Raw genomic sequence first — 24,413 nt, 5'->3', positions numbered from 1 at the left:
TGGTGCCAACCGCGGAATTCGGCGTAGGCCGAGCGGAGCGGGAGTCCGACCTGCTGCCGGAGGGCTCGGAAGCCTGCCCGATCTGGGCGTTCTGGAACACGATGAGGGTGCCGAGGAGAAGTGAAAACGAGCGGGGAAAGCAGGAGCAGGGGGCCGCTCGCCCGTTCGACACCGAAGCCCAGGACGGCGGAACTCACCGTCACCGAAGAGACCACCATCGAAGTCCGGTGGTCCATCTTCTTGAGGATCTCATCGCGGAGTGTTTAGTATTCGGCCAGGAGAAAATCCGAAGCGAACTTCGGGTCGCCGGTGACGGCCGCCAAGCTGGTTGTTCTTCCCGGCTCCGGTTCGTTCGGCGAGTTCACTCAGCCTCCAGTTGCGCAACGGCGACCTGTCGCCGGTGAACTCGGTGAGGGCGCGGAGCTTGTTACGCGCGGCGCCGTCAGCGGCCCCGGAACTCGGGCTTCCGCTTCTCCGAGAACGCCCGCGGCCCCTCCTTGGCGTCCCCCGAAGCGAACACCTCGACGCCGTACTTGGAGTCCAGCTTGAACGCCTCCTCCTCGTGCATGCCCTCCGTGTCGCGCATCGTCCGCAGGATCGCCCGGACCGCCAGCGGCCCGTTCGCGTTGACCAGCGATGCCAGCTCGAGCGCGCGGGACAGAGCCTGGCCGGCCGGCACCACGTGACCGATCAAGCCGACGGCCAGCGCCTCGGCAGCGGAAATGTGCCGTCCGGTCAGCAGGATGTCCGCGGCCACCGTGTACGGGATCTGGCGCGGCAGCCGCACCGCCGAGCCGCCCATCGGGAACAGGCCCCACCGGGCCTCCGACACGCCGAAACGGGCCGACTCGCCCGCCACCCGGATGTCCGTTCCCTGCAGGATCTCCGTGCCGCCCGCGATGGCCGGGCCTTCGACCGCCGCGATCAGCGGCTTGGTCAGGCGGCGGCCCTTCAGCAGGCCCGGGATGAACGACGGGTCGAACTTGCCCGACGCGAACGACTCCGACGGCGAGTTGCGGGACATCGACTTCAGGTCCGCGCCCGCGCAGAACGCGCCGCCCGCGCCCGTCAGGACACAGCTGCGGATCGAGTCGTCCGCATCGACGCGGTCCCACGCGTCGGCCATGATCGCCATCATCTCGCCCGTGATCGCGTTGCGGGCTTCCGGCCGGTTCATCGTGACGACGAGGGTCTGGCCCTCCTGTGAAACCAGCGCGTGCGGTTCACCCACCGAAGACCTCCGAGAGCAGCAGTGCCATTGCCCAGAACGATAACATGTTCTACTTTGAGGGCGTGGCACTCAACATCGCGGATCTTCTGGAGCACGCCGTCGACGCCGTGCCGGAGCGCGTCGCGGTCGTGTGCGGCGACCGGCACGTCACCTTCGCCGGGCTGGAGGCGCGGGCCAACCGGCTCGCCCACCACCTCGCCGCGCACGGCGTGGGACGCGGGTCCCACATCGGGGTCTATTCCCGCAACTCGATCGAGGCCCTCGAGGCGATGATCGCGGCGTACAAGCTGCGCGCGATCGCCGTCAACGTCAACTACCGCTACGTCCACGGCGAGCTCGTCTACCTCTTCAACGACGCCGAGCTCGTCGCCCTCGTGCACGAACGCGGCTACGCCGACAAGGTCGCCGCCGTCCTGCCCGAAGCGCCGAAACTGAAACACGTTGTCGTGATCGACGACGGCAGCGACGGCGACTACGCGCGCTACGGCGGTGTCGACTACGAGGCCGCCCTCGAGGCGCAAAGCCCGGAGCGCGACTTCGAGGAACGCTCGGGCGACGACCTCTACATCCTCTACACCGGCGGCACCACGGGCTACCCGAAGGGCGTGCTCTGGCGCCAGGAGGACGTCTGGCGCGCCCTCGGCGGCGGGATCAACTTCGTCACCGGCGAGTACGTCCCCGACGAGTGGACGCTCGCCGAGCAGGGCAAGGCCGGCAGCCTGACGCGCCTGCCCGCGGCGCCGCTGATCCACGGCGCCGCGCAGTGGGCCGCGTTCGGTGCGCTCTTCACCGGCAGCCCGGTGGTCTTCGTGCCGCGCTTCGACGCCCACGAGATCTGGAAAGCCGTGCAGGAGCACAAGGTCCAGGTCCTGACGATCGTCGGCGACGCGATGGCCCGCCCGCTCATCGAGGCCTTCCGCGAAGGCGACTACGACGCTTCGTCGATCGTCGCCGTGTCGAGCCACGCCGCGCTGTTCTCGCAGTCGGTGAAGCAGGAGTTCGTCGAGCTGGTGCCGAACGCCGTGATCACCGACGCGATCGGCTCGTCGGAAAGCGGGTTCACCGGGATCGGCATGGTGGCCAAGGGCTCCGACCACAGCGCCGGCCCGCGCGTGACCTTCGGCCAGGACGCGATCCTGCTCGACGAAGACGGCAACGTCGTCGAGAAGAAGCCCGGCGCGGTCGGGCTGATCGGGCGCCGCGGGCACGTCCCGCTCGGGTACTACGGCGATCCCGAGAAGAGCAAGAAGATCTTCGTCGAGGTCGGCGGCGCCCGCTACGTCGTGCCGGGGGACTACGCCCGCTACGAAGAAGACGGGACCGTCACGCTGCTGGGCCGCGGCTCGCAGTGCGTCAACACCGGCGGCGAGAAGGTCTACCCCGAAGAGGTCGAAGGGGCGCTGAAGTCCCACCCCGACGTCTTCGACGCGCTCGTCATCGGCATCCCGGACGACCGGCTCGGCCAGCGCGTCGCGGCGGTCGTCCAGCTGCGCGAGGGCGCGTCGCCGGACCTGGCCGCCATCGAGGAGCACGTCCGCGGCGAGGTCGCCGGGTACAAGGTGCCGCGCACGATCTGGCTGGCGCCCGAGATCGGCCGTTCGCCCAGCGGCAAGCCGGACTACCCGTGGGCCCAGCGCTACGCCGCCGAGCACGAACCGGCCACGGCCCAGCCCGTCTAGGAGGACACCACCCGTGCGGACATCCCTGTGCGACCGCCTCGGCATCGACCTGCCGATCATCGGGTTCACGCCCTCGGAGCACGTCGCCGCGGCGCTCAGCCGCGCCGGCGGGCTCGGCGTGCTCGGCTGCGTCCGGTTCAACGACGCCGCCGAGCTCGACCGGGTGCTCACCTGGATGGACGAGAACACCGGCGGGAAGCCCTACGGCGTCGACATCGTGATGCCGGCGAAGGTGCCCGCCGAAGGCACCCAGGTCGACCTGGCGAAGATGATCCCGGAGGGGCATCGCGCGTTCGTCGACCGGGTGCTGAACGAGCTTGCCGTGCCGCCGCTGCCCGACGACACCGACGAACGCGCGGGCGTGCTCGGCTGGCTGCACTCGGTCGCCCGCTCGCACGTCGAGGTCGCGCTGAACCACCCGATCAAGCTGATCGCCAACGCGCTCGGCTCGCCGCCGGTGGACGTCATCGGCCAGTGCCACGACCGCGGGGTGCCGGTGGCCGCGCTGGCCGGGAAGGCCGCGCACGCGGTGCGGCACGTCGACAACGGCGTCGACTTCGTGGTGGCGCAGGGCTACGAAGCCGGCGGGCACACCGGCGAGATCGCGTCCATGGTGCTCGTCCCGGAGATCGTCGACGCGGTCGGCGTGCCGGTGCTCGCCGCGGGGGGGATCGGGTCCGGCCGCCAGGTGGCCGCGGCGCTCGCGCTCGGCGCGTCCGGGGTCTGGATGGGCTCGATGTGGCTGGCCACCGAGGAGTACCTGCAGACGATGGGCGAGTCGGTGGCGATGCAGCGGGCGCTCGTCGCCGCGTCGTCGTCGGACACCGTGCGGACGCGCATCTACACCGGGAAGCCGGCGCGGCTGCTCAAGACGCGGTGGACCGAGGCGTGGGCCGCGCCGGACGCGCCGGAGCCGTTGCCCATGCCGCTGCAGAACCTGCTGGTTTCCCACGCCCACAACCGGATCCACGCGGCGAACGACCCGAGCGTGGTGTCCATGCCGGTCGGGCAGATCGTCGGCCGGATGAACCGGGTCCGCCCGGTCGCCGACGTCGTCGCGGAACTGGTGTCCGGCTACGAAGAAGCACTGTCGCGTTTGGACAAGACGCGCTGAAGAGGGGCCCGCCGCGGCGGGCCCCTCTTCGCGGAGGCGGTTACAGCGTGGCGGCGGCCGCGGCGATCTTGGACGCGAACGTGCTCACCTCGGTGTAGACGCCGGGAGCGTGCGGCCGGGCGCAGCCGTCACCCCAGCTGACGATGCCGACCTGGATCCACGCGCCGGCGTTGTCGCGGCGGAACATCGGGCCGCCGGAGTCGCCCTGGCAGGTGTCGACGCCGCCGGAAGCGAGGTTGCCCGCGCAGATCTCCGCGCTCGGGATCAGGTCGGGGTAGCTGCCGCCCTGCGCGGCGCACGTGGCGTCGTCGACGAACGGGACGGTCGCCTTGAGCAGGTACCGCTGCTGCGCGCCGCCTTCGCGGGCCGCACCCCAGCCGGCCACGGTGAACGTGCCGCTGTTGTAAGCCGACGTCGTCGCGATCGGCAGCGTCGCGAGGCCGCTGACCGGGCTCGCCAGCTTGATCAGCGCCCAGTCGCCGCCGGTCGAGGTGCCGTAGGTGGGGGACTGGTAGACGTAGGTCGAGCGGATCTTCTGCGCGCTGGTGCTCTGCAGGTCGACGACACCGGCGGTCGCGGTGATCGAGGTGTTCGGCCCCGTCCGGCTGACGCAGTGCGCCGCGGTCAGGACGATCTGCTTCGTGTAGAGGGCACCGCCGCAGCCCATGGACAGCCGCACCATGAACGGGAACTCGCCCTGGGCGGCGCGGGTGCCGCCGACGACGTCGGTGGACGGCGGCTGGGCGGCGATCGCCGGGGTGGCGAACGCCGCGGCGGCGGCGACCGCGGCCAGCGCGGTGGTGGCGGTTTTGAGCAGGGTGAACCAGCGCTTTCCAGCCAAGGGGATCAGTCCTTCCGGTGTCCACAGTGGAAGCGGTTGCCGAGAGCGGCAAACCGACTACACCAGGTGCCCGGCGACCCGGACAACCGACTTTCTTCGGATCTTTCGGGCAGTTGGGTGATTTCTCACCGGCGGATCCGGCGAACGCCGTAGGCCGATGCGCCGAGCAACAGCACCACGCAACCGGCGAGTACCGACGCCCGCGGCAGGCTGAAGGCCAGCACCACGCACCCGGCCAGGCCGACCACGGCCCGCACCTTGCCCTTCAGCGTGAGCGCGGCGGCGTTGGCGATCGCGTAGTAGGTGAGGACGGCGAAGGAGGAGAAGCCGATGGCGCCGCGCAAGTCGAGGAACGCCGCGAGCACGGCGACCACGAGCCCGACGGTGAGTTCGGCGCGGTGCGGCACGTCGTAACGCGGGTGCACGGCGGCGAGGAACCGGGGCAGGTGACCGTCGCGGCTCATCGCCAGCGTCGTGCGCGAGACGCCGAGGATGAGCGCGAGCAGCGAGCCGAGCGCCGCGAGCGCGGCACCGGCCCGCACGACCGGGGCGAGCCATCCCGGCACGGCCGCGGCGATCGGGTCCGGGCTCGCGGCGAGCGCGGCCGGCCCGAGCCGGACGAGCAGCAGGACCGCGAGCGCGGCGTAGACGACGAGGGTGAGACCGAGGGCGAGCGGGATGGCGCGCGGGATGGTCCGGGCCGGGTCGCGGACCTCCTCGCCGAGCGTCGCCAGCCGCGCGTACCCGGCGAAGGCGAAGAAGAGCAGTCCGGCCGCTTCCAGGACACCGCCGCCGCCCGGCCAGGCGACGAGCGGGCCGTCCGCGTGCGGCCCGGCGGCCATCGCCACTCCGGCGGCGGTGAGCACGAGCAGGGTGCAGGACACGATGACCCGCGTCGCGAGCGCGGACCGGTGGACGCCGAAGTAGTTGACCACGGTGAGCGCGGCGACGACCGCGACGGCGAACAGGCTCCGCCACGGCTGCCCGAGGCCGGGCGCCGCATAGGCCACCACGGTCAGCGTCATCGCCGCGCAGCTGGCCGTCTTCCCGGTGACGAATCCCCAGCCCGCGAGATATCCCCAGAATTCACCGAGCCTTTCCCGGCCGTAAACGTAAGTGCCGCCGGATTCCGGGTGAATCGCCGCCAGCCGCGCCGAAGACATCGCGTTGCAGTAGGCGACGACGGCCGCGAGGAGCAGCGCGAGCAGCAGCCCGGATCCCGCGGCCCGCGCCGCGGGGGCGAACGCGGCGAACACACCCGCGCCGATCATCGAGCCCAGGCCGAGGAAAACGGCGTCGGCCAGGCCGAGCCGCCGGGCCAGCGGTGTCGAGCGCATCCGGGTGATCCTCCGTGTGTCGGCCGTGTTGCGTGCCACAGCCAACCACGGCGCAGCGGGAAACCAATAGGGTCGGGTCCGTGCCCGCCCCTTCACGCCATTCCCGCCTGTCCGCCGACGGTCCCGTGCTGGACGGGATTCCCGAGCACGGCCGTGTCCCGCGCTATTACGCGGTCAAGGTCGAGCTGCTGGCGGTGATCGCGGAACTCGGGGAAGGGGCGGTGCTGCCCACGGAACGGGAACTGTGCGAGCGGTTCGAGGTGTCGAGGGCGACCGTGCGCCAGGCGGTCGGCGAGCTGGTGCTCGAGGGCAAGCTCAGCCGGCGGCAGGGCAGCGGCACGTACGTCGCCGCGCCCAAGCTGGTGCAGCCGCTGGCGCTGGTGAGCTACACCGAAGGGCTGCGGCGCCAGGGCATCCGGCCGGGCCGCAACGTCATCACGCTGGAGCGGCGCCTGGCCGGCAGCGCGCTGGCCGCCGACCTGCAGGTGACCTCGGACGCCGAGGTGATCCACATCGAGCGGGTGCTGCTGGCCGACGAGGAGCGCGTCGGCCTGGAATCGACATATCTCCTGGCCGACCGGTTCCCGACGCTGCTGGAAGTGTTCGACCCCGGGCAGTCGCTGTCCGCGTGCCTGAGCGAGAAGCTCGGCGTGGTCTTCGACGGCGCCGAGGAGCGGGTCGAGACGGTGCTGGCGACGCCCCGCGAGGCATTGCTCGTCGGGACCAACCCGGCGCTGCCGATGCTGCTCATGCACCGGATTTCGTGGGGCCCGGACGGCGCGCCGTTCGAGCGGGTCCGCTCGCTGTACCGAGGTGACCGGCTGAGCTTCGTGACCCAGCTGGGCCGCCCGGCGACCTGACGCGACGCGCGGCTCGCCGGCGGGCCGATGCAACCCGGCGCGCGCCTGTTCCGTCTGGCAGGTATGCGTACCACGGTGAAACTGCTGGGGACGGGCCTGCTGCTGCTCACGGTGACCGCCTGCGCGGCCGGTTCCGGCGGCGCGCCGGGGGCGGGCAGCGCCGGGCCGGCGACTTCGGCGACCTCGGCCCCGGCGACCACGACCCAGACGCTCGGCCCACCGCCGTCGCCGACGACCGGGCGCCCCACCCAGGGCATCGCCCCGGGGGACGACGTGATCGCGGAGACCCAGGTCGACGCGCGTGGGCTGCCCGAGGGCTACCCGCGGAGCCTGACCCGCAGCGCCGACGGCCGGACGCTGATCCTGCAGGCCGAGGAGGGTGGCTGCCGGCGCGTTTCCGCCCACGTCGGCGATCAGACGGCCCAGGAGGTCGTCGTGCTGGTCGCCGTCATCACCGGCAAGAAGGGCCAGATGTGCCCGGACTACCTCAAGGAGATCAGCATCCCGCTGGCGCTGAACGCGCCGCTCGGCACCCGCACGGTCGTGCTCCGGCAGGGCTGAGCACCACGAGACGCTGGGAGGGCGGCCCCGGGATGCCCGGGGCCGCCCTCCCGGACCACGTCCGGGGCTTCGCGTGCAACCCTCGCCGCGGTCGTTCCGTCTTCGGGACATGAGGTACTCAGCGAAGGTGGCCGGGACAGCCGCGTTGCTCCTGATGGCGACGGCGTGCGCCGGCCACGACAGGCCCACCGGTACCCCCGCCGGCAGCGTTCCGGCGAGTCCGACGCAGCCGGGGCTGCCGACGTCGCCCTCGGCCAACCCGCCGGGCAAGCCCCGCCTCACCGTGCCCGAAGGCAGCACCCCGGTACCGGCGGACAAGATCGACGCCACGGCGCTGCCCGCCAGCTACCCGCGCGAGGTGTGGACCGGCAACGGCGGCACCGTCCTCGACATCCGCGCCCAGGAAGGCGGCTGCGGCCACGCCCTCGGTGAAGCGGCCGAGCAGACCGCCGACCACGTCGTCGTCGACCTGAGCGAGACGAAGGCCCAGACCGGGCAGATGTGCACGATGGACATCCGCTACCCGGTGATCTCGGTGCCGCTGGCCGCGCCGCTGGACGGGCGCACGGTCGTGCTGAAGACCACGCCGCCGAGGTGATCGTCGTGACCTGGGCTCGGCTGATGGGAAGCCGCCAGGTCTCACGCACCGTGATCGTCGCCACCGCGCCGGAGAAGATCTTCGCGCTCCTGGCCGACCCGGCCCGGCATCCGCTCATCGACGGATCCGGCACGGTCCGGGCCGCCCAGCCGGGTGGCCCGGACCGGCTCACGCTCGGCGCGAAGTTCGGCATGGACATGAAGCTGGGCGCGTCGTACCAGATCGTCAACACGGTCGTCGAGTTCGAGGAGAACCGCCTGATCGCCTGGCGGCACTTCAACGGGCACCGCTGGCGCTGGCGGCTGGAGCCCGTCGACGGCGGCCGCACCGAAGTCACCGAGACGTTCGACTGGTCGACGGCCAGGTTCCCGCTCGCCATCAGCCTCAGCCCGTTCCCGCGCAAGAACGCCCAGGGCATCGAGAAGACCCTGGCGCGGCTCACCGAGCTGTTCCCGGCCTGACCGGGGTGTCCCCTGTGGACGCTCTGCGCCACTGGTCCGGACCACTGATCGTCGAACTCGTCGAAAATCCCGGGAACCCGGTGAACCGCCCGCGTTACCGGGCCGTATCCATGGGTGAGGTGGCGATCAGAGAGGAGGGGCTCATGCCCCGGTTGAGCAGTGGCCGGCACCGCAAGCGGGCGACCATCGGACTGGCCGCGTTGCTGGGTGTTTCCGGGATCACCGCGACCGCCATCGCGCTGAGCGGTCCCGCGGGCAACGCGGCGGAAGCGCCCAAGGAGAACTGCGCGGGACTCGACACCGCCCTGCAGAACAACCTGAACTTCATCGCGGGCCAGCAGGCGAACCCGGACGCGCAGTCGGCGGCGCGGATCGCCAACCGCCAGGCGGTCGTCGGCCTGATCCAGCAACGGCGCCAGGCCGCCGGCTGCACGGCGAACGTCGTGGCGGGCAACGGCCAGGCCGCGCAGGCGCCCGGCAACTCGGGCAACGCGCCGGGCAAGGCACAGGCGCCCGGCCGGCAGAAGAAGCAGGACCAGGCCGCGGCCGCCGGTGACGTCGTGTGCCCCGGATCCACCGTGACGCTCTCGGGCGAGGGCGGCGCGCCGGCCGCGTCGAGCAACCAGTTCCCGGCCGGGACCGAGCTGAAGGTGACCAACCTGGACAACTCGAAGTCCACCACGGTGACGGTGACCTCGGTGTCGGGCAGCTGCGTGCTGCTCAACAACGCGGCCTTCGAACAGGTGCGGGAGCCCGGAAAGTTCCTCATCCGGCGCGCGCGGATCGAGCGCGTCGGCTGAGGGAGCAGGGAAGGTGGGGGACACCGGTGGCGGGCCGGTGTCCCCTTCCCTCGCCTGCTAACGGAAGCTGATCTGCAGCACCGGTTCGCCGGTGCTGGCGAAGAAGTCGTTGCCCTTGTCGTCGATGACGATGAACGCGGGGAAGTCCTCGACCTCGATCTTCCAGACGGCTTCCATGCCGAGCTCGGCGTACTCGAGGACGTCGACCTTCTTGATGCAGTCCTGCGCGAGCCGCGCGGCCGGGCCGCCGATCGAGCCGAGGTAGAACCCGCCGTGCGCCTGGCACGCGGCGGTCACCTGCTTCGAGCGGTTTCCCTTGGCCAGCATGACGAGCGAGCCGCCGGCCGCCTGGAACTGCTCGACGTAGGAGTCCATCCGCCCGGCCGTCGTGGGGCCGAACGAGCCCGACGCGTAGCCCTCGGGTGTCTTCGCCGGGCCGGCGTAGTAGACCGGGTGGTTCTTCAGGTAGTCCGGCATCTCCTCGCCGGCGTCGAGGCGCTCGGCGATCTTCGCGTGCGCGATGTCGCGGGCGACGACCAGCGGCCCGGTGAGCGAAAGCCGCGTCTTCACCGGCAGCTGCGACAGCTGCGCGCGGATCTCGGCCATCGGCCGGTTGAGGTCGACGGCGACGACGTCGTCGGAGAGGTCGTCCTCGGTGACGTCGGGCAGGAACCGCGCGGGGTCGCGCTCGAGCTGCTCGATGAAGACGCCGTCGGCGGTGATCTTCGCCTTGGCCTGGCGGTCGGCGGAGCAGGAGACGGCGATGCCGACCGGGCAGGACGCGCCGTGGCGCGGCAGCCGGATGACGCGGACGTCGTGGCAGAAGTACTTGCCGCCGAACTGCGCGCCGATGCCGAACTGGCGGGTCATCGCCAGGACCTGCTGCTCCAGGTCCGGGTCGCGGAAGGCGTGGCCGAGCTCGGAGCCTTCGGTCGGGAGCGTGTCGAGGTAGCGCGCGGAAGCGAGCTTCGCGACCTTGAGGTTGAACTCGGCGGACATCCCGCCGACGACGATCGCGAGGTGGTAGGGCGGGCAGGCCGCGGTGCCGAGGCTGCGCAGCTTTTCGTCGAGGAAGCGCGCGAGCCGCTTGGGGTTCAGGACGGCCTTGGTCTCCTGGTAGAGGAACGTCTTGTTGGCGCTGCCGCCGCCCTTGGCCATGAAGAGGAACTCGTAGGTCGGGTCGCCGTCCTTGTGGTAGAGCTCGATCTGCGCGGGCAGGTTGGTGCCGGTGTTGCGCTCTTCCCAGAAGTTCAGCGGGGCCATCTGCGAGTAGCGCAGGTTCAGCTGCTGGTAGGCGTCGAAGATGCCCTGCGAGAGGGCGCGCTCGTCGTCACCGCCGGTGAGGACGCCCTCGCCGCGCTTGCCGATGACGATGGCCGTCCCGGTGTCCTGGCACATGGGCAGGACACCGCCGGCGGAGATGGCGGCGTTGCGGAGCAGGTCCATGGCGACGAAGCGGTCGTTGCCGCTGGCCTCCGGGTCGTCGACGATGGCGCGCAGCTGCCGCAGGTGTGACGTGCGCAACAGGTGCTGGATGTCCGTGATGGCGGTCCGGGCCAGCGTGGTGAGCGCGGCGGGATCGATCTTGAGGAAGGTCCGCCCGGCGGCTTCGACGGTCTCGACGCCTTCGGCGGTGACCAGCCGGTACTCGGTGGTGGTGTCCTTGCCGAGCGGGAGGACTTCGGTGTGCTGAAAAGTGGTGGTGGACGGCACTGCCAGGCTCCTTTGCCAGCTCCGGAATGGGCCCCACCCTAGGCGGCGGCGGCCGTGGCGCCGAAGAGGCGTCCGGTCACTGTGGGCTACCCCACGCCCGGCAGGCGGCTCAGTCGATGTCGGCACCCCGAAGCCCGGTTGTGACTACGACCGGCGGTGCCGGGTCAAGGCGGGAAAGCGTGCCTTGACCCGGCACCACCGGCCGTGTCCTGGCTTCGTATCGGGGTTGCGGGGAGGTGTGGGTGGACGGGCGGGTGATGCGCCGTCGGCGTGCCGTTCAGGAAGCTGGTCGGGAGGCCGGGTCCACCCCGACGGACCCGACCTCCCGGGGAAAGCTCCCGGACGCGTGCACGTCCGGTTGCGAGGCCTGCGCCGGCACTTCGAGGCTGTCGTGACGCAGGTCATAAGTCAACGCGGCCGAACGGGTGCTGGCGGAGGGTTGCTACCCGGACGCGTGAACGGTGAAACCCGGTTTTCGTGGACAATTTTCCGGCGCTGCCGAACGCCTGGTCAGCGGCCCGTGAACGCGAAAAACGGGGCGGGCGCACCTGGCCCGCCCCGTTTCCGGGGAGACGTTCGATCAGCTGGCGTACGCGCGGAGCCGGTCCGCGCGCTCGCCCTGGCGGAGCTTCGACATGACCTCGCGCTCGATCTGGCGGACGCGCTCGCGGGAGAGCCCGAAGTGCTTGCCGATCTGGTCGAGCGTGCGGGGCTGGCCGTCGTCGAGGCCGTAGCGCAGGCGGATCACGTGCTGCTCGCGGTCGTCCAGCGTCGCCAGGACGCGGCGCAGGTCGTCCTGCAGCAGGCCCGAGATCACGGCGCTCTCCGCGTCCGTCGCCTCGGAGTCCTCGATGAAGTCGCCCAGCGGGGCGTCCTCCTCCGTGCCGACCGGCATGTCGAGGCTCACCGGGTCACGCGAGTGGTCGAGCAGGTCGGCGATCTTGTGGGCCGGGATGCCCGACTCGGCCGCCAGCTCCTCGTGCGTCGCGTCGCGGCCCAGCTGCTGGTGCAGGTCGCGCTTGATGCGGGCCAGCTTGTTGACCTGTTCCACCAGGTGGACCGGGAGCCGGATGGTGCGGCCCTGGTCGGCCATGCCGCGGGTGATGGCCTGCCGGATCCACCACGTGGCGTAGGTGGAGAACTTGAACCCCTTGGAGTAGTCGAACTTCTCGACCGCGCGGATGAGACCCAGGTTCCCCTCCTGGATCAGGTCGAGCAGCGGCATCCCCCGGCCGGTGTAGCGCTTGGCGAGCGAGACCACCAGGCGGAGGTTGGCCTCCAGCAGGTGGTTCTTGGCCACGTGGCCGTCGCGCACCAGTGCCGCCAGCTCGGTGCGGCGCTTCGGCGTGAGGTCCTCGGCCGTGTCGAGCATGTGCTGGGCGAACACGCCCGCCTCGATGCGCTTGGCGAGCTCGACCTCGTCGGCCGCGGACAGCAGGGCCGTCTTGCCGATGCCGTTGAGGTAGACGCGGACGAGGTCCGCCGCGGGGCTCTGGGCGTCGAGGTCGGCGTCGGTGAGCGCCCCCACGCCCACCGGCTCCTCCGACGACACCGCCTGAGCCGGGATGCGCTCGCGAATCCCGCGCGACTCGCGTTCGAGAGTCTGGACTGACATTCTGCCTCCCCGGTCACGGGCTGAACGTGCTGCTGCGGTCGTCCACCGGGTGCGTACCCGCGCGCCGGGGCCTGTGGAACCCGGTGCGCCGGTCCGGCCGGCTTGGCTGGACATCTGGCACAACGCTCCGGGTTTCCAAAACGTTCCCGGCTCGCCTGAATGGAAGACGGCTGCCGGCGCGCTCCGGTTGCTCGACCATTGCTGAGCTTTTGCTGAGAACGCGGATGCGGCCGGGAAACCTGAGAATCCCATGTGAATCATGTCAAGATGTGAACCGGAGCGGAGTGGTCTAGACCTCCACGAGCACGGTGAACGGCCCGTCGTTGACGCTCGACACCGCCATCATCGCGCCGAACCGGCCCGTCGCCACCGTGGCGCCGCGCCCGCGCAGTTCGGCCACGACGGCGTCCACCAACGGCTCGGCGACCTCCGGCCGGGCCGCCTGCGTCCACGACGGCCGCCGCCCTTTCTTCGTGTCGCCGTAGAGCGTGAACTGGCTCACCACGAGCAGCGGCGCATTCGCCGTCGCGCATGATTCCTCGTCGCGCAGCACGCGCAGCTCGTGCAGTTTGCGCGCCATCGTCACGGCTTTCGCCGCGTCGTCGCCGGCGTGGATTCCCAGCAGCACAAGCAAACCCGGCTCGTCGATCGCGCCGACGACCTCCCCGCCGACCGTCACGTCCGCCCGCGTGACGCGGGCCGCGACCGCCCTCACCGGTCCGCCGGGACGAGCATGCCGTGACGGACGAGCTCCCGGACGACGGGCAGCGCGGCGGCCGCGAGCTCCGCGGCGTCGAGGCCCTGCGCGGCCGCGAGAAGCTCGATCAGGTCCTCCAGCGGCAGGGCGCCGCGGCAGCCCGCCAGCAGCCGCGTGGCCAGCTCGTCGACCTCGTGCTGCCAGCCCGGCCCGTCGGTGCGGTGCAGCCGCCGGACGGTCGTCGTCCAGCCTTCGTGGCCCGGTTCCCCGATGCTTTCCAGCAGAACCGTGTCCGGGACCACAAAACGGACACCAAGCAATGAATGGCCCGATCCGCGCAGCCATTCCACGCGGTCCAGCCAGCCCGCCGCCTCCGGGCCCAGCGGGTCGTCGTAGGCCTGCCGCAGGTCCTCGCACACCACTGTCGGTGTCCGCCCGGCCGCGCGGCGCAGCGTCACGAAGCCGAAGCCGATGCCCTGGACGTCGTTGGCGGCGAACCAGTCGAGCCACGCCGCGGCCTTCGCCCGGCCTTCGGGGGAGCGCGGGTCGAGGCCCGCGTCGCGCAGCCAGGTGCCCACGTAGAGCGCCGGGTCGGCGACGTCGCGCTGGACGAACCAGGCGTCGGTCTCGGCGGGCAGCCAGCGGCTCACCCGGTCGGCCCAGTCCTCGCGGGAGGTGTGCAGCCACGACGCGAGCAGCTGGCCCACCCCGCCCTCGTTGAGGAAGCCCGGCAGCTGCCGCACGACCAGCGCGCTCGCGTCGTCGCCGGCCAGCCCGGAGTCGCGGTAGGTGTAGTCGACGCGGGCCGGGCCGACCACGAACGGCGGGTTGCACACGACCTGGTCGAACTTCCGCCGCGCGACCGGTGCGAACCACTCGCCGCGCACCAGCTCGACGTCCAGCTCGTTCAGCCGGAACGTCGCCGAGGCCAGCGCCAGCGCCCGCGCCGAGACGTCGGTGGCGGTCACGCGCTGGGCGTGCCGGGTCGCGTGCAGCGCCTGCACGCCGTTGCCGGTGCCCAGGTCGAGGAGGGTGCCGACCGGGCGGCGGCTGGTCGCGCGGATCAGCGACAGCGACGCGTGCCCGACGCCGAGCACGTGGTCCCCGGGCACGGTGGTGCCGAGCACGTCCGCGTCGAGGTCGGACACGACCCACCAGGAGCCCTCGTCGTCGCCGTGCGGGCGGATGTCGAGCGCGGCCCGGTAGCCGTCGGCGACCTCGGCGAGCACCCCGGCGGCCACCGCGTCCGCGGGGGCGAGCGGCGCGAAGGCCGCGTTGACCGCGGCCGCCGGCTCGGTCGAGCCGAGCAGGAACAGCCGGATCAGCGTGCCCAGGTCACCCGCGTCCCGGCTCGCGCGTTCGGCGGGCACCGGCTCGCCGCGGCCCAGCGCCGCGTGCGCCGCGCCGCCGAGGGCGGCCACCACGCCGTCCGCGTCGTAGGAGGCGCGCCGGAAGGCTTCGCGCAGCCGCGCGCAGACGTCGTCGGTCAGGTCGGGCAATACACTTCGCGTGCTCACGGTCGGTAATGCTGCCACGATGACCCCCGTGACCCTTGAACGCGTCCTCGCCCCGCTCGACGCGGCGCTGCCCGAGCTCGAAGCGCTGTACATCGACCTCCACCGGCACCCCGAGCTGTCCTTCGCCGAGACCCGGACGGCGGCCGAGCTGGCCCGGCGGCTCGAGCGCGACGGCTACGAAGTGCACACCGGCATCGCCGGCACCGGCGTGCTGGGCGTGCTGCGCAACGGCGAGGGACCCACGGTCCTGCTGCGGGCCGACATCGACGCGCTCCCGGTCGAGGAGAAGACCGGGCTGTCGTACGCGAGCACCGCCCGCGGCACCGACGAGCACGGCAAGGACGTCCCGGTGATGCACGCGTGCGGGCACGACATGCACGCCACCTGGCTCTCCGGGGCCGCCGCGCTGCTGGCCAAGGGCCGCGACACGTGGTCCGGCACGCTCCTGGCGGTGTTCCAGCCCGGCGAGGAGAGCGCCGGCGGCGCGGCGCGGATGATCCGGGACGGCCTGTTCGACATCGCCGGGAAGCCCGACGTCGTGTTCGGCCAGCACCTGGTGCCCGGCCCGGCGGGCTGGGTGCTCACCCGGCCGGGCGTGATCATGGCCGCGACCGACACGCTGCGCGTCACCCTGCACGGCCGCGGCGGCCACGGCTCGCGCCCGGAGACGACGGTCGACCCCGCGGTGCTGGCCGCGTCGGTGGTGCTCAAGCTGCAGACGATCGTCTCGCGCGAGATCGCCGCCACCGATTCGGCCGTGGTCACCGTCGGTTCGCTGCACGTCGGCACGGCGGGCAACGTGATCGCCGACGACGCCGTGCTCGAGGTCAACGTCCGGTCCTTCGACCAGGCGGTCCGCGAACGGGTGCTGGCGGCGGTCGAGCGGATCGTGCACGGCGAAGCCGCCACGGCGGGCGCGCCGAAGCCGCCGGAGATCGTCCGCTCCGGCTCCTACCCGGTCACCGAGAACGACGAAGCCGCCAGCGACGCGCTCACCGAAGTCTTCCGCCGTCACTTCGGTGCCGAATCCGTGCTGCCCGCGCCGCTGGTCACCGGCAGCGAGGACTTCAGCGAGTTCGGCCGCGCGGCCGGCGTGCCGTCGGTGTTCTGGCTGGTCGGCGGCTTCGACCCGGAGACGGTCGTCACCGCGATGACCGAAGGCCGGTTCGAACGCGACATCCCGTCCAACCACTCGCCGCGGTTCGCCCCGGTGCTGCACCCCACGCTGCGCACGGGCATCGAGACGCTCGTCGCCGCCGCGCTGAGCCGGTTGTCCCACCCAGGTGACGCATGAGCCGCGCGAGTGGGACGATGGACGGTGGAGGTGGTGCAGTGACCTCGCCCGCCAACGGCCCCGAGCCGGTGCTGATCACCGGGGCGGCCCCGTCGTACGAAAAGCAGTTCGCCGCGCGGAAGCGGAAGTACGTCATCATGATGTGCTGCCGCATCCCCTGCCTCATTCTCGCCGGGGTGACCTACCACATCTGGTGGCTGGCGCTGCTGTTCCTCGCCATCTCCGTGCCGCTGCCGTGGGTCGCGGTGCTCATCGCCAACGACCGCCCGCCCCGCAAGGCGGAGAAGGTCAACCGCTACCGGCGCGAGGCGACGGCGATCGAGAGCACCAGCCACCGGGTGATCGACGGCTGAGCCTCACCCCGGCTGCGGGCCGACCTTCCCCACGGCCAGCGCGCCCAGCCGCGTCCCGTGCCGCAGGATGTCCACAGTGGACTCACCGGCCAGCCAGCCGGTGAGCACGCCGGCGTCGAACGCGTCGCCCGCGCCCGTCGAGTCCACGCAGTCCGCTTCCACCGCGGGCACGCTCGTCACGCCGCCCGCGTCGACCCAACTGGCGCCCTCGAGCCCCGCCGTCACCACGACCGCGCCGACGGTGTCCAGCAGCTCCTTCGCCGACGCCGGGTCCGCCGAGCCGGTCAGCGCCACCAGCTCCTCGGTGTTCGGCATCAGCAGGTCGACCCCGCGGACGTCGTCGAGGAACGCCGCCGGGTCGGTGATGTGCGCGGCGGCCTGCGGGTCGACCGACGTCGTGAGCCCCGCTTCCTTCGCCGCGGCCAGCGCCGCGAGGCCCGCGGCCCGCGACGGCGGGTCGAGCAGCACGTACCCCGACAGGTGCAGGTGCCGCGCGCCGGACAGGGCATCGGGCGTGACGTCCTCGGGGGCGAAGCGCTGGTTGGCGCCCCGGTCGGCCAGCATGCTGCGCTGCCCGGAGCCGTCGACCATCACGACGACGCAGCACGTCGGCGCCTCGGGGTCGACGGCGAACGCGCACCGCACGCCCGCCGCCTCCAGCTCGGCGCGGATCAGCCGGCCGCCGGGGTCGTCGCCGATGCGGGCCAGCAGCGTCGTCTCCGCGCCGAGGGACCGCAGCCACAGCGCCGTGTTCGCGCCCGCGCCGCCGCCGGTGAAGCGGATCTTCGCGCGGGCGTCCCCGCCGTGGGGCAGCGGCTTGTCGTGCCGCGCGATCACGTCGAGCGCCGCGTCGCCGACGACCACGATCCCGCTCATGCGAGCGCCACCGCCACCTCGGCCGCGAGCTTCGCGTTGTTCAGCACGAGCGCTTCGTTGGCGTCGATGCTCACGCCCGCGCTCGCGGTGTGGAAGTGCTCCAGCAGCACCGGCGTGACGTCGGCGCCGTGCACGCCCCGCTCGGCCACCAGCGCCAGCCCTTCGGCGAGCAGCCGGTCGTGCAGCTGCTTGTCCATTTCGGACTCTTCCGGGATCGGGTTCGCCAGCAGCACGCCGGAGTCCGCGTACTCGCGGTGCGCGGCGATCACGGCGGCGGCCTGCTTCGGGTCGTCGACCCGCCAGCCGACGGAGTGCCCCGACGAGCGCAGGTAGAACGCCGGGAAGTCGCCGGTGCGGTAGCCCAGCACCGGCACCGAGTGCGTTTCCAGGACTTCGAGGGTGGCCGGGATGTCGAGCACGGACTTCACGCCGGAGCAGACCACCACGGTCGGTACCTTCGCGAGCACGCCGAGGTCGGCCGAGACGTCCCAGGTCTGCGCCGCGCCGACGTGCACGCCGCCGAGCCCGCCGGTGGCGAACATCCCGATGCCGGCCGCGGCGGCCAGCGCCGACGTGCTCGCCACGGTCGTCGCGCCGGAGCGGCCGAGCCCGACGGCCGGGCCGAGGTCGCGCAGCGACAGTTTGTCGAGGCCGGCGTCCGGGGCGCAGACGCGTTCGAGCTCTGCGGGGGAGAGGCCGACGGCGACCCGGCCGTCGAGCACCGCGATGGTGGCCGGGACGGCACCGCCGTCGCGCACCACGCGCTCGAGGCGGCGGGCGACGTCGAGGTTGCGGCCCGGCGGGAGGCCGTGGGACAGGATGGTGCTCTCCAGCGCGACGACGGGGTGCCCGTCACGCAGCGCCGAGGCGACCTCTTCGTGCAGCGAAAGTGGGGTGGTCACGAGGGACCATCATCGGTGATCGCTCCGGTCGCGGCGCCAGTGGGTCAGCTCGGCCGCCAGGTTCTTTTCCGCGGCGCTCGCCCAGCGTGTCCGCGCGGCTTCGCTGCGGTAGAGCGGCCGGGCCAGCATGCCTTCGAGGACGGCGATGCGTCCTTCGCACCAGACGTCGTCGGGGTACTTCGCGTACTCCTCGCGCACTCCGCGGGCGTAGACGGCGTAGGAGTCGGGCTCGGCGCCGAGGATGGCGAGATCGGCGTCGAGGAGCGCCGTGGCGAGGCAGTCCTCCGGCGGCGCGTCGTGCGTGATCGTGGCGAGGATCAGGCCTTCGACCCGGGCGATGTGCGGTTCGGCGACCCCGTCCAGCGCTTCGCGGGCCCATCCCGCGCTGGCGCGTTCGTCTTCGCCGGGCTTCGCGTCGTAGACGACGTCGTGTGCCCAGGCGGCGACGGCGAGCACCGCGCGGTCGGTGGCACCGAGGTCGCCGGCCAGCCACGCGGAGTCGCGGACGACGGCGGCCGCGTGGTCCAGGGTGTGGTGGCGGCGGTGCGGTTCGCCGTAGCGGGCCACCAGCCGCGGCCAGGCGCCGGGCGTGCCGCCCAGCGCGGCGACCGCGTCACGCCAGTCCATCAGTCGAAGATCCCGCGCGGGCGGGCCACCTGGTCCAGCCAGTCCTCGAGCTGCTTTTCCCAGTCGACGCCGGGCTTGACGGTGAACATCCCGAGGAAGTCCTGCCCGCGGCCGCCGAAGCCGCCGCTCTTGCTGACCCGCACGCGCTTGGTGACCTCGAGGACGACGTCCGTGCGGTCCGCCGAGGGCAAGAAGGTGACCGCGACCTGCGCGAAGATGCTCGCGAAGCGGGGCGAAGGCGCGAAGCGGATCTCCTGGAAGAAGGGCAGCTGCTGCGGGGCGCCGTCGATGTGGCCCTGCTCGAGGACCGCCTCGCGGAAGGTGAAGCCGATCCGGCTGAGCGCGTCGAGGACCCGCTTCTGCGCGGGCAGGGGCTCGATCGCGACGGCGTCGGCGTCGAACGGGTCGGACACCGCCGCGGCGAGGTCGAGCTCGGCCCGCACCCCGACGGCCATGCCGGGCAGCGGCCGGCCGTGGACGCCGGTCACCGGCGTCTCCCAGGGCAGCGCGAGCTCGAAGGGCACGCGTACCTGCTGCCCGGCGCGGATGACCTCCCGGCCGGCGAGCTGCCGGGTGCCGAAGGGCAGATCTTCGGTCTTGTCCGTGCCGGGGACCCGGACCCGGGCCAGCAGCGTCACGGCGAGGCCCTTGATCTCCTGGTCGACCTCGCCGCCGAGCAGCAGGACCTCGCCGTGCAGGGGACGGCCGGGGGCGGCGGCCCGGTCGAGCAGCCGGGCGTCGATCTTCGCCCCGCCGGAGCCGAACGTCGCGAGCACCTTCTCGAACATGGCGTGGATCCTGCCAGGCCGAGGGGCTTTCGTACGGGGTTCGGCGGGACTCGGGCACAATGGCGGGGTGAGCACCGAGACGCTGACGAAGCCGGAGACCACGCCCGAGGGCACGGACACCACCGACGACGACTCGCCGAAGATGTTCCACTACGTGAAGAAGAACAAGATCGCCGAGAGCGCGGTCATGGGCACGCACGTGGTGGCGCTCTGCGGCGAGGTCTTCCCGGTGACGAAGTCGCCGAAGCCCGGGTCGCCGGTCTGCCCGGCCTGCAAGGAGATCTTCGACGGCCTCCGCCCGGGGGAGTGACCCCGGCTTGAACCCCGGCGGGTGGCCCCGCCGGGTCTTCGGGCTGTCCGGAAACGGACAAGTCGCCGAACAAACGTGAAAAACCTTCATTCGGCGGGTGTGCCGGGTGCGGGAGTCCTGGTAAATCCAGCTGGCCAGGTTCCCTCACCCACCGGAGTCGCACATGCGCAGAACCGGGATCGTCCTCGCCGTCGCCGCCCTGCTCACCGTGTTCGCACCCGCGCTGGCCCAGGCCGTCACGGGCTGGACCGAAGTCGGATCCGACCACGCCCGCGCCCTCGACGAGAGCCAGGGGCTCGCCACGATCGTGCGGCCGTCGGGCACCACCATCCGCTACACCGGGATCGGCACCATCCCCGCGGACCTGAGCTCGCAGGGCTGGAACCACGTCGGCGACCCGGGCTCGGCCCAGGGCTGGTACGTCGAGCCCTACCAGCGTGACGACCGGGGCGCGAAGCTCTTCCGCGTCCAGGCCCCGGACGGCACCTGGGCGAACTACAAGCACAACCTCGAGTCGTGGGAAGCGAACAACAACTCCTTCGCCGCGGTGTCGCCGGACGCGCGCTGGCTGGTGGCGGGGGAGTGGGGCACCATGGACCGGCTCCTGGTGCACCCGATGCCGGGCGCCGTGTTCACGAACCCCGCGCAGAACCTGCCGTACGCCGCCGCGGTCCGGCTCGACCACCCGGTCCGCGACGTCCAGGGCTGCGACTTCCAGACGGCGACCCGCCTGCTCTGCGCGTCCGACGACCCGGACGGCAGCCTCTTCGGCACGACGAAGCCGCTCCTGCAGGTCGACCTGGCCGGGCCGCTCAACGGTTCCGACGTCACCGGTCACGTGACGTCGCTGGGGCAGCTGCCGTTGCGCAGCGGCTGCAGCGGCAGCTTCGAGGTGGAGGGCCTGGACTTCGACGAGCGCGACGGCACCCTGCGCGTGATCGTGATGTCGCCGGGCATCTGCGTCCTCTTCGACTCCATGACCTACCGCTTCAAGCAGTGAACGCCGAAGGCCCGGCACCTTCCCCGGGAAAGTGCCGGGCCTTCGGCAGGCGGTCAGGCGGCCGGGGCCGGGTCCAGTGACTCCGACTCCGGCGCCTTCGCCGGCGTCCGCTTGGCTTCGCGACGCGCGCGGCGCCGTTCCTTGCGGGTCTCGACCATCGTGTACAGCGTCGGGACCAGCACCAGCGTCAGCAGCGTCGAGCTGACCAGGCCGCCGATCACCACGATGGCCAGCGGCTGGCCGATGAACCCGCCCTGCCCGGTGATGCCCAGCGCCATCGGGACGAGCGCGAAGATCGTCGCCGCCGCCGTCATCAGGATCGGGCGCAGCCGGCGCCGGCCGCCCTCGGTGACCGCGTCGGCGACACTCATGCCTTCGGCCCGGTACTGGTTGATCAGGTCGATCAGCACGATCGCGTTGGTCACCACGATGCCGACCAGCATCAGCATGCCGATCAGCGCCGGCAGGCCCAGCGCGGTGCCGGTGGCCAGCAGCAGCCCGATCGCGCCGGTCGCCGCGAACGGGATCGACACGAGCAGGATCAGCGGCTGGACCAGGCTGCGGAACGTCGCCACCATGATCAGGAACACGATCGCGATCGCCGCCAGCAGGGCCAGGAACAGGTTCGAGAACGCCTCCTGCTGGTCCTGGCTCACGCCGCCGAGCGAGTACGACGCGCCACCGGTGAACGTCAGGCCGTCCAGCTTGGCCTTGATGTCCGCGGTCGTCTTGCTCAGGTTGTCGCCGGTGTTCTTGGCGGTCACCGTGGTGCTGAGGTCGCCGCCGGTGCGGTGCACCGACGCCGGGCCGTCCACAGTGGACACCTTGGCCACCTCGTCGAGCCGCACGACGCCCGTGGGGCCCGGGATCGGCAGGCCCTTCACCTGGTCGACCGTGACCGGCGCGGTGCCGGCGCGCAGGACGATGTCGGTGCGCTGGCCGCCGACCGGCAGCTGCGTCACCGTGCGGCCGGCGATCGCCTGGTTGGCGACCTGGCCGATGGTGCTCGCCGACAGCCCGTGCGCGGCGGCCGCGGCGTCGTCCACCTCGACCTGGACCCGCGGCGAGCCGACGCTCAGGTCGCTCGACACCTCGGTCAGCCCGGACACCCCGCGCAGCGCCTGCACCACCTGGTCGGACGCGGGCTGCAGCGCGGCCTCCGACGGCGCGGTCACCGTCACCGAGACCTGGTCGGAGTTGAACCCGGACGCGTCCGCGCCGATCTTGATCTCGCCCAGCTCGGGCCGGGACGTCAGCTTGGCGCGCAGCCGGTCCGAGAGCGCGTCGAGGTCGGTGTCCTTCGCCACGGTCACCGAAATGTTCGTCGAGGTGCCGCCGCCGAAGCCGAACGTGCCACCGCCACCGATGCTGACCTGGTAGGTCCGCACCGCCGGTTCCGCGGCGAGGGCCTGCTCGACCGCGGTCGCGGCCTGCTCCTTGGCTTCGATGGCGGTGCCGGCGGGCAGCTTCTGCGTCATGGTGAGCGTGGTGCCGCCGGACTGGTCGAGGAAGTTCGTGTTGAGCCGCGTCGCCAGCCCGACCGTGCCCGCGAAGATGAACAGGGCCAGCAGCACGACGGTCAGCCGCCGCCGCGTCGCGAACCGGATCACCGGCAGGTAGGCCCGCTGCAGGACGCTGCGGCGTTCCTTCTCGACGGCCGCTTCGCGCGCCCGTCCGGCCTCGGCCGCGTCCGCCGGGACGGACGGCCGCTTCAGGAACCAGTACGCCAGCACGGGAACCACGGTCAGCGACACCAGCAGCGAAGCCAGCAGCGCGACCGTGACGGTGACCGCGAACGGCGAGAACAGCTCGCCGACGAACCCGCCGACGAACGCGATCGGCAGGAACACCGCGACGGTCGTCAGCGTGGACGAGGTGACCGCGCCGGCCACTTCGCGGACGCCGTCGAGCACCGCCCGCTGCTTTTCCTCGCCGTACGCGAGGTGCCGTTTGATGTTCTCCAGCACGACGATCGAGTCGTCGACCACCCGGCCGATCGCGATGGTCAGCGCGCCGAGGGTGAGCAGGTTGAGCGAGAGGTCGCCGGTCCACAGCGCGATCAGCGCGACCACCACCGACAGCGGGATCGACACCGCGGTCACCAGCGTCGAGCGCACCGACAGCAGGAACAGCAGGATGACGACGACCGCGAACGCCAGGCCCAGCAGGCCTTCGGTGGTCAGGCCGCTGATCGCGTCCTTGACCGGGGTGCCCTGGTCGAACACGACGCTCATCTCGGCGCCGGTCTTCTTCGCCAGGTCCGGCAGCTTGTCCCGGACGGCGTCGGAGATCGCGACGGCGTTCCCGTTGTCCACCATGGTGACCGACAGGCCGAGGCTCGGCTTGCCGTTGGTGCGCGTGATCGACGTCGGCGGCGCGAAGCCGGCCTGGACGTCGGCGACGTCGCCCAGCTTCACCGGGCCCCGCGCGGGTCCGCGCGCCGCGCCGGCGGCCGCACCCGGGGTCAGGTAGAGGTTGCGGAGAGTGTCCACAGTGGTCTGCCCGCCGCCGACCTGGACGCTGAGCGTCTTGCCGTTTTCGGTCAGCGTGCCGGCCGGCACGGCGGCGCCGGCGGTCTGCAGCGTGGTGGCGATCGACGCGGGGTCGACGCCCGCGGCGGCCAGCTTCGCGTAGTCCAGCGCGATCGTGACGCGCGGCTGCCGCACGCCGGTGACGGTGACCGTGCGGACGCCGTCGATCTTCCGCAGCTCCGGCGCGACCTGGTCGGTCAGCGCGGGCGCGAGGTCCTGCGGGTCGCCGGACGTGCCCGCGGCGACCAGCACCACCGGCAGGTCGTCGGTGCTGCCGGCGGACACCGACGGCTCGGAGTTCTGCGGCAGCCGCGGCCGGACCTGGTTCACCACCTGCTGGATCTGCTGGACGGCGGCGTCGAGGTCGGTGCCGAAGGCGAACTTCGTGACCACTCGCGACACGCCGTCCGACGAGGTCGAGGTGACTTCTTCGAGGCCCTTGAGCCCCTGCAGCGCGCCTTCCAGCGGCTCGGTGACCTGGCGGTCGACCGCGTCCGGCGACGCGCCGGTGTAGGCGGTGACGATCTGGGCCTGCGGGAACTGCAGCGACGGGAACAGCTGCTGCTTGATCTGCGGCAGCGCGAACGCGCCGAAGCCGACGACCACGAGCGCGAGCAGGCCGATCAGGCTTCGGTTGCGCAGGCTCAGCCTGGCCAGCACGGACATGACGTGGGAACCCCCTCGGGAACGACGCGGCGACCGACGCCT

23 protein-coding genes are annotated in these 24,413 nt (G+C 72.0%); 11 read left to right on the top strand and 12 right to left on the bottom strand.

Going from position 1 to position 24,413, the window contains the following annotated elements:
* Positions 1 to 442: 442 nt before the first annotated feature.
* Positions 443 to 1,231, bottom strand: a complete 789-nt coding sequence (locus tag BT341_RS35955) for a crotonase/enoyl-CoA hydratase family protein (protein ID WP_072480459.1) — start codon at positions 1,229 to 1,231, stop codon at positions 443 to 445.
* A 62-nt stretch (positions 1,232 to 1,293) separates the two neighbouring features.
* On the opposite strand from BT341_RS35955, the gene BT341_RS35950 reads away from it, so the two are divergent.
* Complete coding sequence (locus BT341_RS35950) at positions 1,294 to 2,910, top strand: acyl-CoA synthetase (RefSeq protein WP_177328979.1); 1,617 nt, start codon at positions 1,294 to 1,296, stop codon at positions 2,908 to 2,910.
* A 13-nt stretch (positions 2,911 to 2,923) separates the two neighbouring features.
* Positions 2,924 to 4,024 (top strand): NAD(P)H-dependent flavin oxidoreductase, encoded by a 1,101-nt coding sequence (locus BT341_RS35945; RefSeq protein ID WP_072480457.1) that lies wholly within the window; start codon positions 2,924 to 2,926, stop codon positions 4,022 to 4,024.
* Positions 4,025 to 4,064: 40 nt separating this feature from the next.
* Here the strand turns inward: BT341_RS35945 and BT341_RS35940 are convergent, their stop codons facing one another.
* Positions 4,065 to 4,865 (bottom strand): S1 family peptidase, encoded by an 801-nt coding sequence (locus BT341_RS35940; protein WP_072480456.1) that lies wholly within the window; start codon positions 4,863 to 4,865, stop codon positions 4,065 to 4,067.
* Positions 4,866 to 4,990: 125 nt separating this feature from the next.
* Positions 4,991 to 6,202: an APC family permease gene (locus tag BT341_RS35935; RefSeq protein ID WP_177328978.1), complete on the bottom strand. Its 1,212-nt coding sequence runs from the start codon at positions 6,200 to 6,202 to the stop codon at positions 4,991 to 4,993.
* 80 nt (positions 6,203 to 6,282) lie between these two features.
* On the opposite strand from BT341_RS35935, the gene BT341_RS35930 reads away from it, so the two are divergent.
* From BT341_RS35930 to BT341_RS35910, 5 genes are all read left to right on the top strand, one after another.
* Positions 6,283 to 7,062 carry a GntR family transcriptional regulator gene (locus BT341_RS35930; protein ID WP_072480454.1) on the top strand — a complete coding sequence of 260 codons (780 nt, stop codon included), beginning with the start codon at positions 6,283 to 6,285 and terminating at the stop codon, positions 7,060 to 7,062.
* A gap of 75 nt (positions 7,063 to 7,137) precedes the next feature.
* On the top strand, positions 7,138 to 7,623 hold the full coding sequence (locus BT341_RS35925; RefSeq protein WP_072480453.1) for a hypothetical protein: 486 nt from the start codon (positions 7,138 to 7,140) through the stop codon (positions 7,621 to 7,623).
* Positions 7,624 to 7,750: 127 nt separating this feature from the next.
* Positions 7,751 to 8,221 carry a hypothetical protein gene (locus BT341_RS35920; protein ID WP_072480452.1) on the top strand — a complete coding sequence of 157 codons (471 nt, stop codon included), beginning with the start codon at positions 7,751 to 7,753 and terminating at the stop codon, positions 8,219 to 8,221.
* A gap of 23 nt (positions 8,222 to 8,244) precedes the next feature.
* The gene (locus BT341_RS35915) at positions 8,245 to 8,682 is read left to right on the top strand and encodes an SRPBCC family protein (protein WP_072482367.1); all 438 of its coding nucleotides are present in this window, start codon (positions 8,245 to 8,247) and stop codon (positions 8,680 to 8,682) included.
* Positions 8,683 to 8,825: 143 nt separating this feature from the next.
* Entirely contained in the window at positions 8,826 to 9,482 is a 657-nt protein-coding gene (locus BT341_RS35910; protein WP_072480451.1) for a hypothetical protein, read from the top strand.
* A gap of 57 nt (positions 9,483 to 9,539) precedes the next feature.
* Here BT341_RS35910 and BT341_RS35905 read toward each other — a convergent pair whose 3' ends face one another.
* From BT341_RS35905 to BT341_RS35890, 4 genes are all read right to left on the bottom strand, one after another.
* Positions 9,540 to 11,195, bottom strand: a complete 1,656-nt coding sequence (locus BT341_RS35905; RefSeq protein WP_072480450.1) for a fumarate hydratase — start codon at positions 11,193 to 11,195, stop codon at positions 9,540 to 9,542.
* 580 nt (positions 11,196 to 11,775) lie between these two features.
* The gene (locus BT341_RS35900; protein WP_072480449.1) at positions 11,776 to 12,810 is read right to left on the bottom strand and encodes a sigma-70 family RNA polymerase sigma factor; all 1,035 of its coding nucleotides are present in this window, start codon (positions 12,808 to 12,810) and stop codon (positions 11,776 to 11,778) included.
* Positions 12,811 to 13,099: 289 nt separating this feature from the next.
* A complete protein-coding gene (dtd, locus tag BT341_RS35895) occupies positions 13,100 to 13,525 on the bottom strand; it encodes a D-aminoacyl-tRNA deacylase (RefSeq protein WP_072480448.1) in 426 nt (141 codons plus the stop codon).
* A complete protein-coding gene (locus tag BT341_RS35890) occupies positions 13,522 to 15,024 on the bottom strand; it encodes a DUF7782 domain-containing protein (protein ID WP_177328977.1) in 1,503 nt (500 codons plus the stop codon). The genes dtd and BT341_RS35890 overlap by 4 nt, the downstream gene beginning before the upstream one ends.
* A 28-nt stretch (positions 15,025 to 15,052) precedes the next feature.
* On the opposite strand from BT341_RS35890, the gene BT341_RS35885 reads away from it, so the two are divergent.
* Positions 15,053 to 16,318 (top strand): amidohydrolase, encoded by a 1,266-nt coding sequence (locus BT341_RS35885; RefSeq protein WP_072480446.1) that lies wholly within the window; start codon positions 15,053 to 15,055, stop codon positions 16,316 to 16,318.
* A 17-nt stretch (positions 16,319 to 16,335) separates the two neighbouring features.
* The gene (locus BT341_RS35880; protein WP_177329107.1) at positions 16,336 to 16,671 is read left to right on the top strand and encodes a DUF3099 domain-containing protein; all 336 of its coding nucleotides are present in this window, start codon (positions 16,336 to 16,338) and stop codon (positions 16,669 to 16,671) included.
* Between the two features lie 3 nt (positions 16,672 to 16,674).
* Here BT341_RS35880 and BT341_RS35875 read toward each other — a convergent pair whose 3' ends face one another.
* Genes BT341_RS35875 through BT341_RS35860 form a run of 4 tightly spaced genes read right to left on the bottom strand, consistent with a single transcriptional unit; the run spans position 16,675 to position 19,864 of the window.
* Positions 16,675 to 17,547: a carbohydrate kinase family protein gene (locus tag BT341_RS35875; protein WP_072480444.1), complete on the bottom strand. Its 873-nt coding sequence runs from the start codon at positions 17,545 to 17,547 to the stop codon at positions 16,675 to 16,677.
* Positions 17,544 to 18,449, bottom strand: a complete 906-nt coding sequence (locus BT341_RS35870) for a pseudouridine-5'-phosphate glycosidase (RefSeq protein ID WP_072480443.1) — start codon at positions 18,447 to 18,449, stop codon at positions 17,544 to 17,546. The genes BT341_RS35875 and BT341_RS35870 overlap by 4 nt, the downstream gene beginning before the upstream one ends.
* 9 nt (positions 18,450 to 18,458) lie before the next feature.
* Complete coding sequence (locus BT341_RS35865; protein WP_072480442.1) at positions 18,459 to 19,076, bottom strand: HD domain-containing protein; 618 nt, start codon at positions 19,074 to 19,076, stop codon at positions 18,459 to 18,461.
* Positions 19,076 to 19,864, bottom strand: coding sequence for a sporulation protein (locus tag BT341_RS35860; RefSeq protein WP_072480441.1), 789 nt, complete (start codon positions 19,862 to 19,864; stop codon positions 19,076 to 19,078). The genes BT341_RS35865 and BT341_RS35860 overlap by 1 nt, the downstream gene beginning before the upstream one ends.
* Positions 19,865 to 19,931: 67 nt before the next feature.
* Here BT341_RS35860 and BT341_RS35855 point away from each other — a divergent pair, with 67 nt between their 5' ends.
* Complete coding sequence (locus BT341_RS35855) at positions 19,932 to 20,174, top strand: DUF3039 domain-containing protein (RefSeq protein ID WP_072480440.1); 243 nt, start codon at positions 19,932 to 19,934, stop codon at positions 20,172 to 20,174.
* Positions 20,175 to 20,337: 163 nt separating this feature from the next.
* A complete protein-coding gene (locus tag BT341_RS35850) occupies positions 20,338 to 21,174 on the top strand; it encodes a hypothetical protein (protein WP_072480439.1) in 837 nt (278 codons plus the stop codon).
* A 53-nt stretch (positions 21,175 to 21,227) separates the two neighbouring features.
* On the opposite strand, the gene BT341_RS35845 is transcribed toward BT341_RS35850, so the two are convergent.
* The gene (locus tag BT341_RS35845; RefSeq protein ID WP_072480438.1) at positions 21,228 to 24,371 is read right to left on the bottom strand and encodes an efflux RND transporter permease subunit; all 3,144 of its coding nucleotides are present in this window, start codon (positions 24,369 to 24,371) and stop codon (positions 21,228 to 21,230) included.
* Positions 24,372 to 24,413: the final 42 nt, after the last annotated feature.

It is taken from the genome of Amycolatopsis australiensis (genome assembly GCF_900119165.1).
In the GTDB taxonomy this organism is placed as follows: domain Bacteria; phylum Actinomycetota; class Actinomycetes; order Mycobacteriales; family Pseudonocardiaceae; genus Amycolatopsis; species Amycolatopsis australiensis.
Note: the sequence above shows the minus strand (reverse complement) of the source record. Positions and strands in the feature narration are given on the sequence as shown.

Excerpts from the sequence above, each read along its gene's own strand:
- BT341_RS35850 (WP_072480439.1), top strand. The coding sequence starts at position 20,338 with ATGCGCAGAACCGGGATCGTCCTCGCCGTCGCCGCCCTGCTCACCGTG.
- BT341_RS35915 (WP_072482367.1), top strand. The coding sequence starts at position 8,245 with ATGGGAAGCCGCCAGGTCTCACGCACCGTGATCGTCGCCACCGCGCCG.
- BT341_RS35875 (WP_072480444.1), bottom strand. The coding sequence starts at position 17,547 with ATGAGCGGGATCGTGGTCGTCGGCGACGCGGCGCTCGACGTGATCGCG.
- BT341_RS35910 (WP_072480451.1), top strand. The coding sequence starts at position 8,826 with ATGCCCCGGTTGAGCAGTGGCCGGCACCGCAAGCGGGCGACCATCGGA.
- BT341_RS35865 (WP_072480442.1), bottom strand. The coding sequence starts at position 19,076 with ATGGACTGGCGTGACGCGGTCGCCGCGCTGGGCGGCACGCCCGGCGCC.
- BT341_RS35880 (WP_177329107.1), top strand. The coding sequence starts at position 16,336 with ATGGACGGTGGAGGTGGTGCAGTGACCTCGCCCGCCAACGGCCCCGAG.
- BT341_RS35900 (WP_072480449.1), bottom strand. The coding sequence starts at position 12,810 with ATGTCAGTCCAGACTCTCGAACGCGAGTCGCGCGGGATTCGCGAGCGC.
- BT341_RS35845 (WP_072480438.1), bottom strand. The coding sequence starts at position 24,371 with ATGTCCGTGCTGGCCAGGCTGAGCCTGCGCAACCGAAGCCTGATCGGC.
- BT341_RS35860 (WP_072480441.1), bottom strand. The coding sequence starts at position 19,864 with ATGTTCGAGAAGGTGCTCGCGACGTTCGGCTCCGGCGGGGCGAAGATC.
- BT341_RS35935 (WP_177328978.1), bottom strand. The coding sequence starts at position 6,202 with ATGCGCTCGACACCGCTGGCCCGGCGGCTCGGCCTGGCCGACGCCGTT.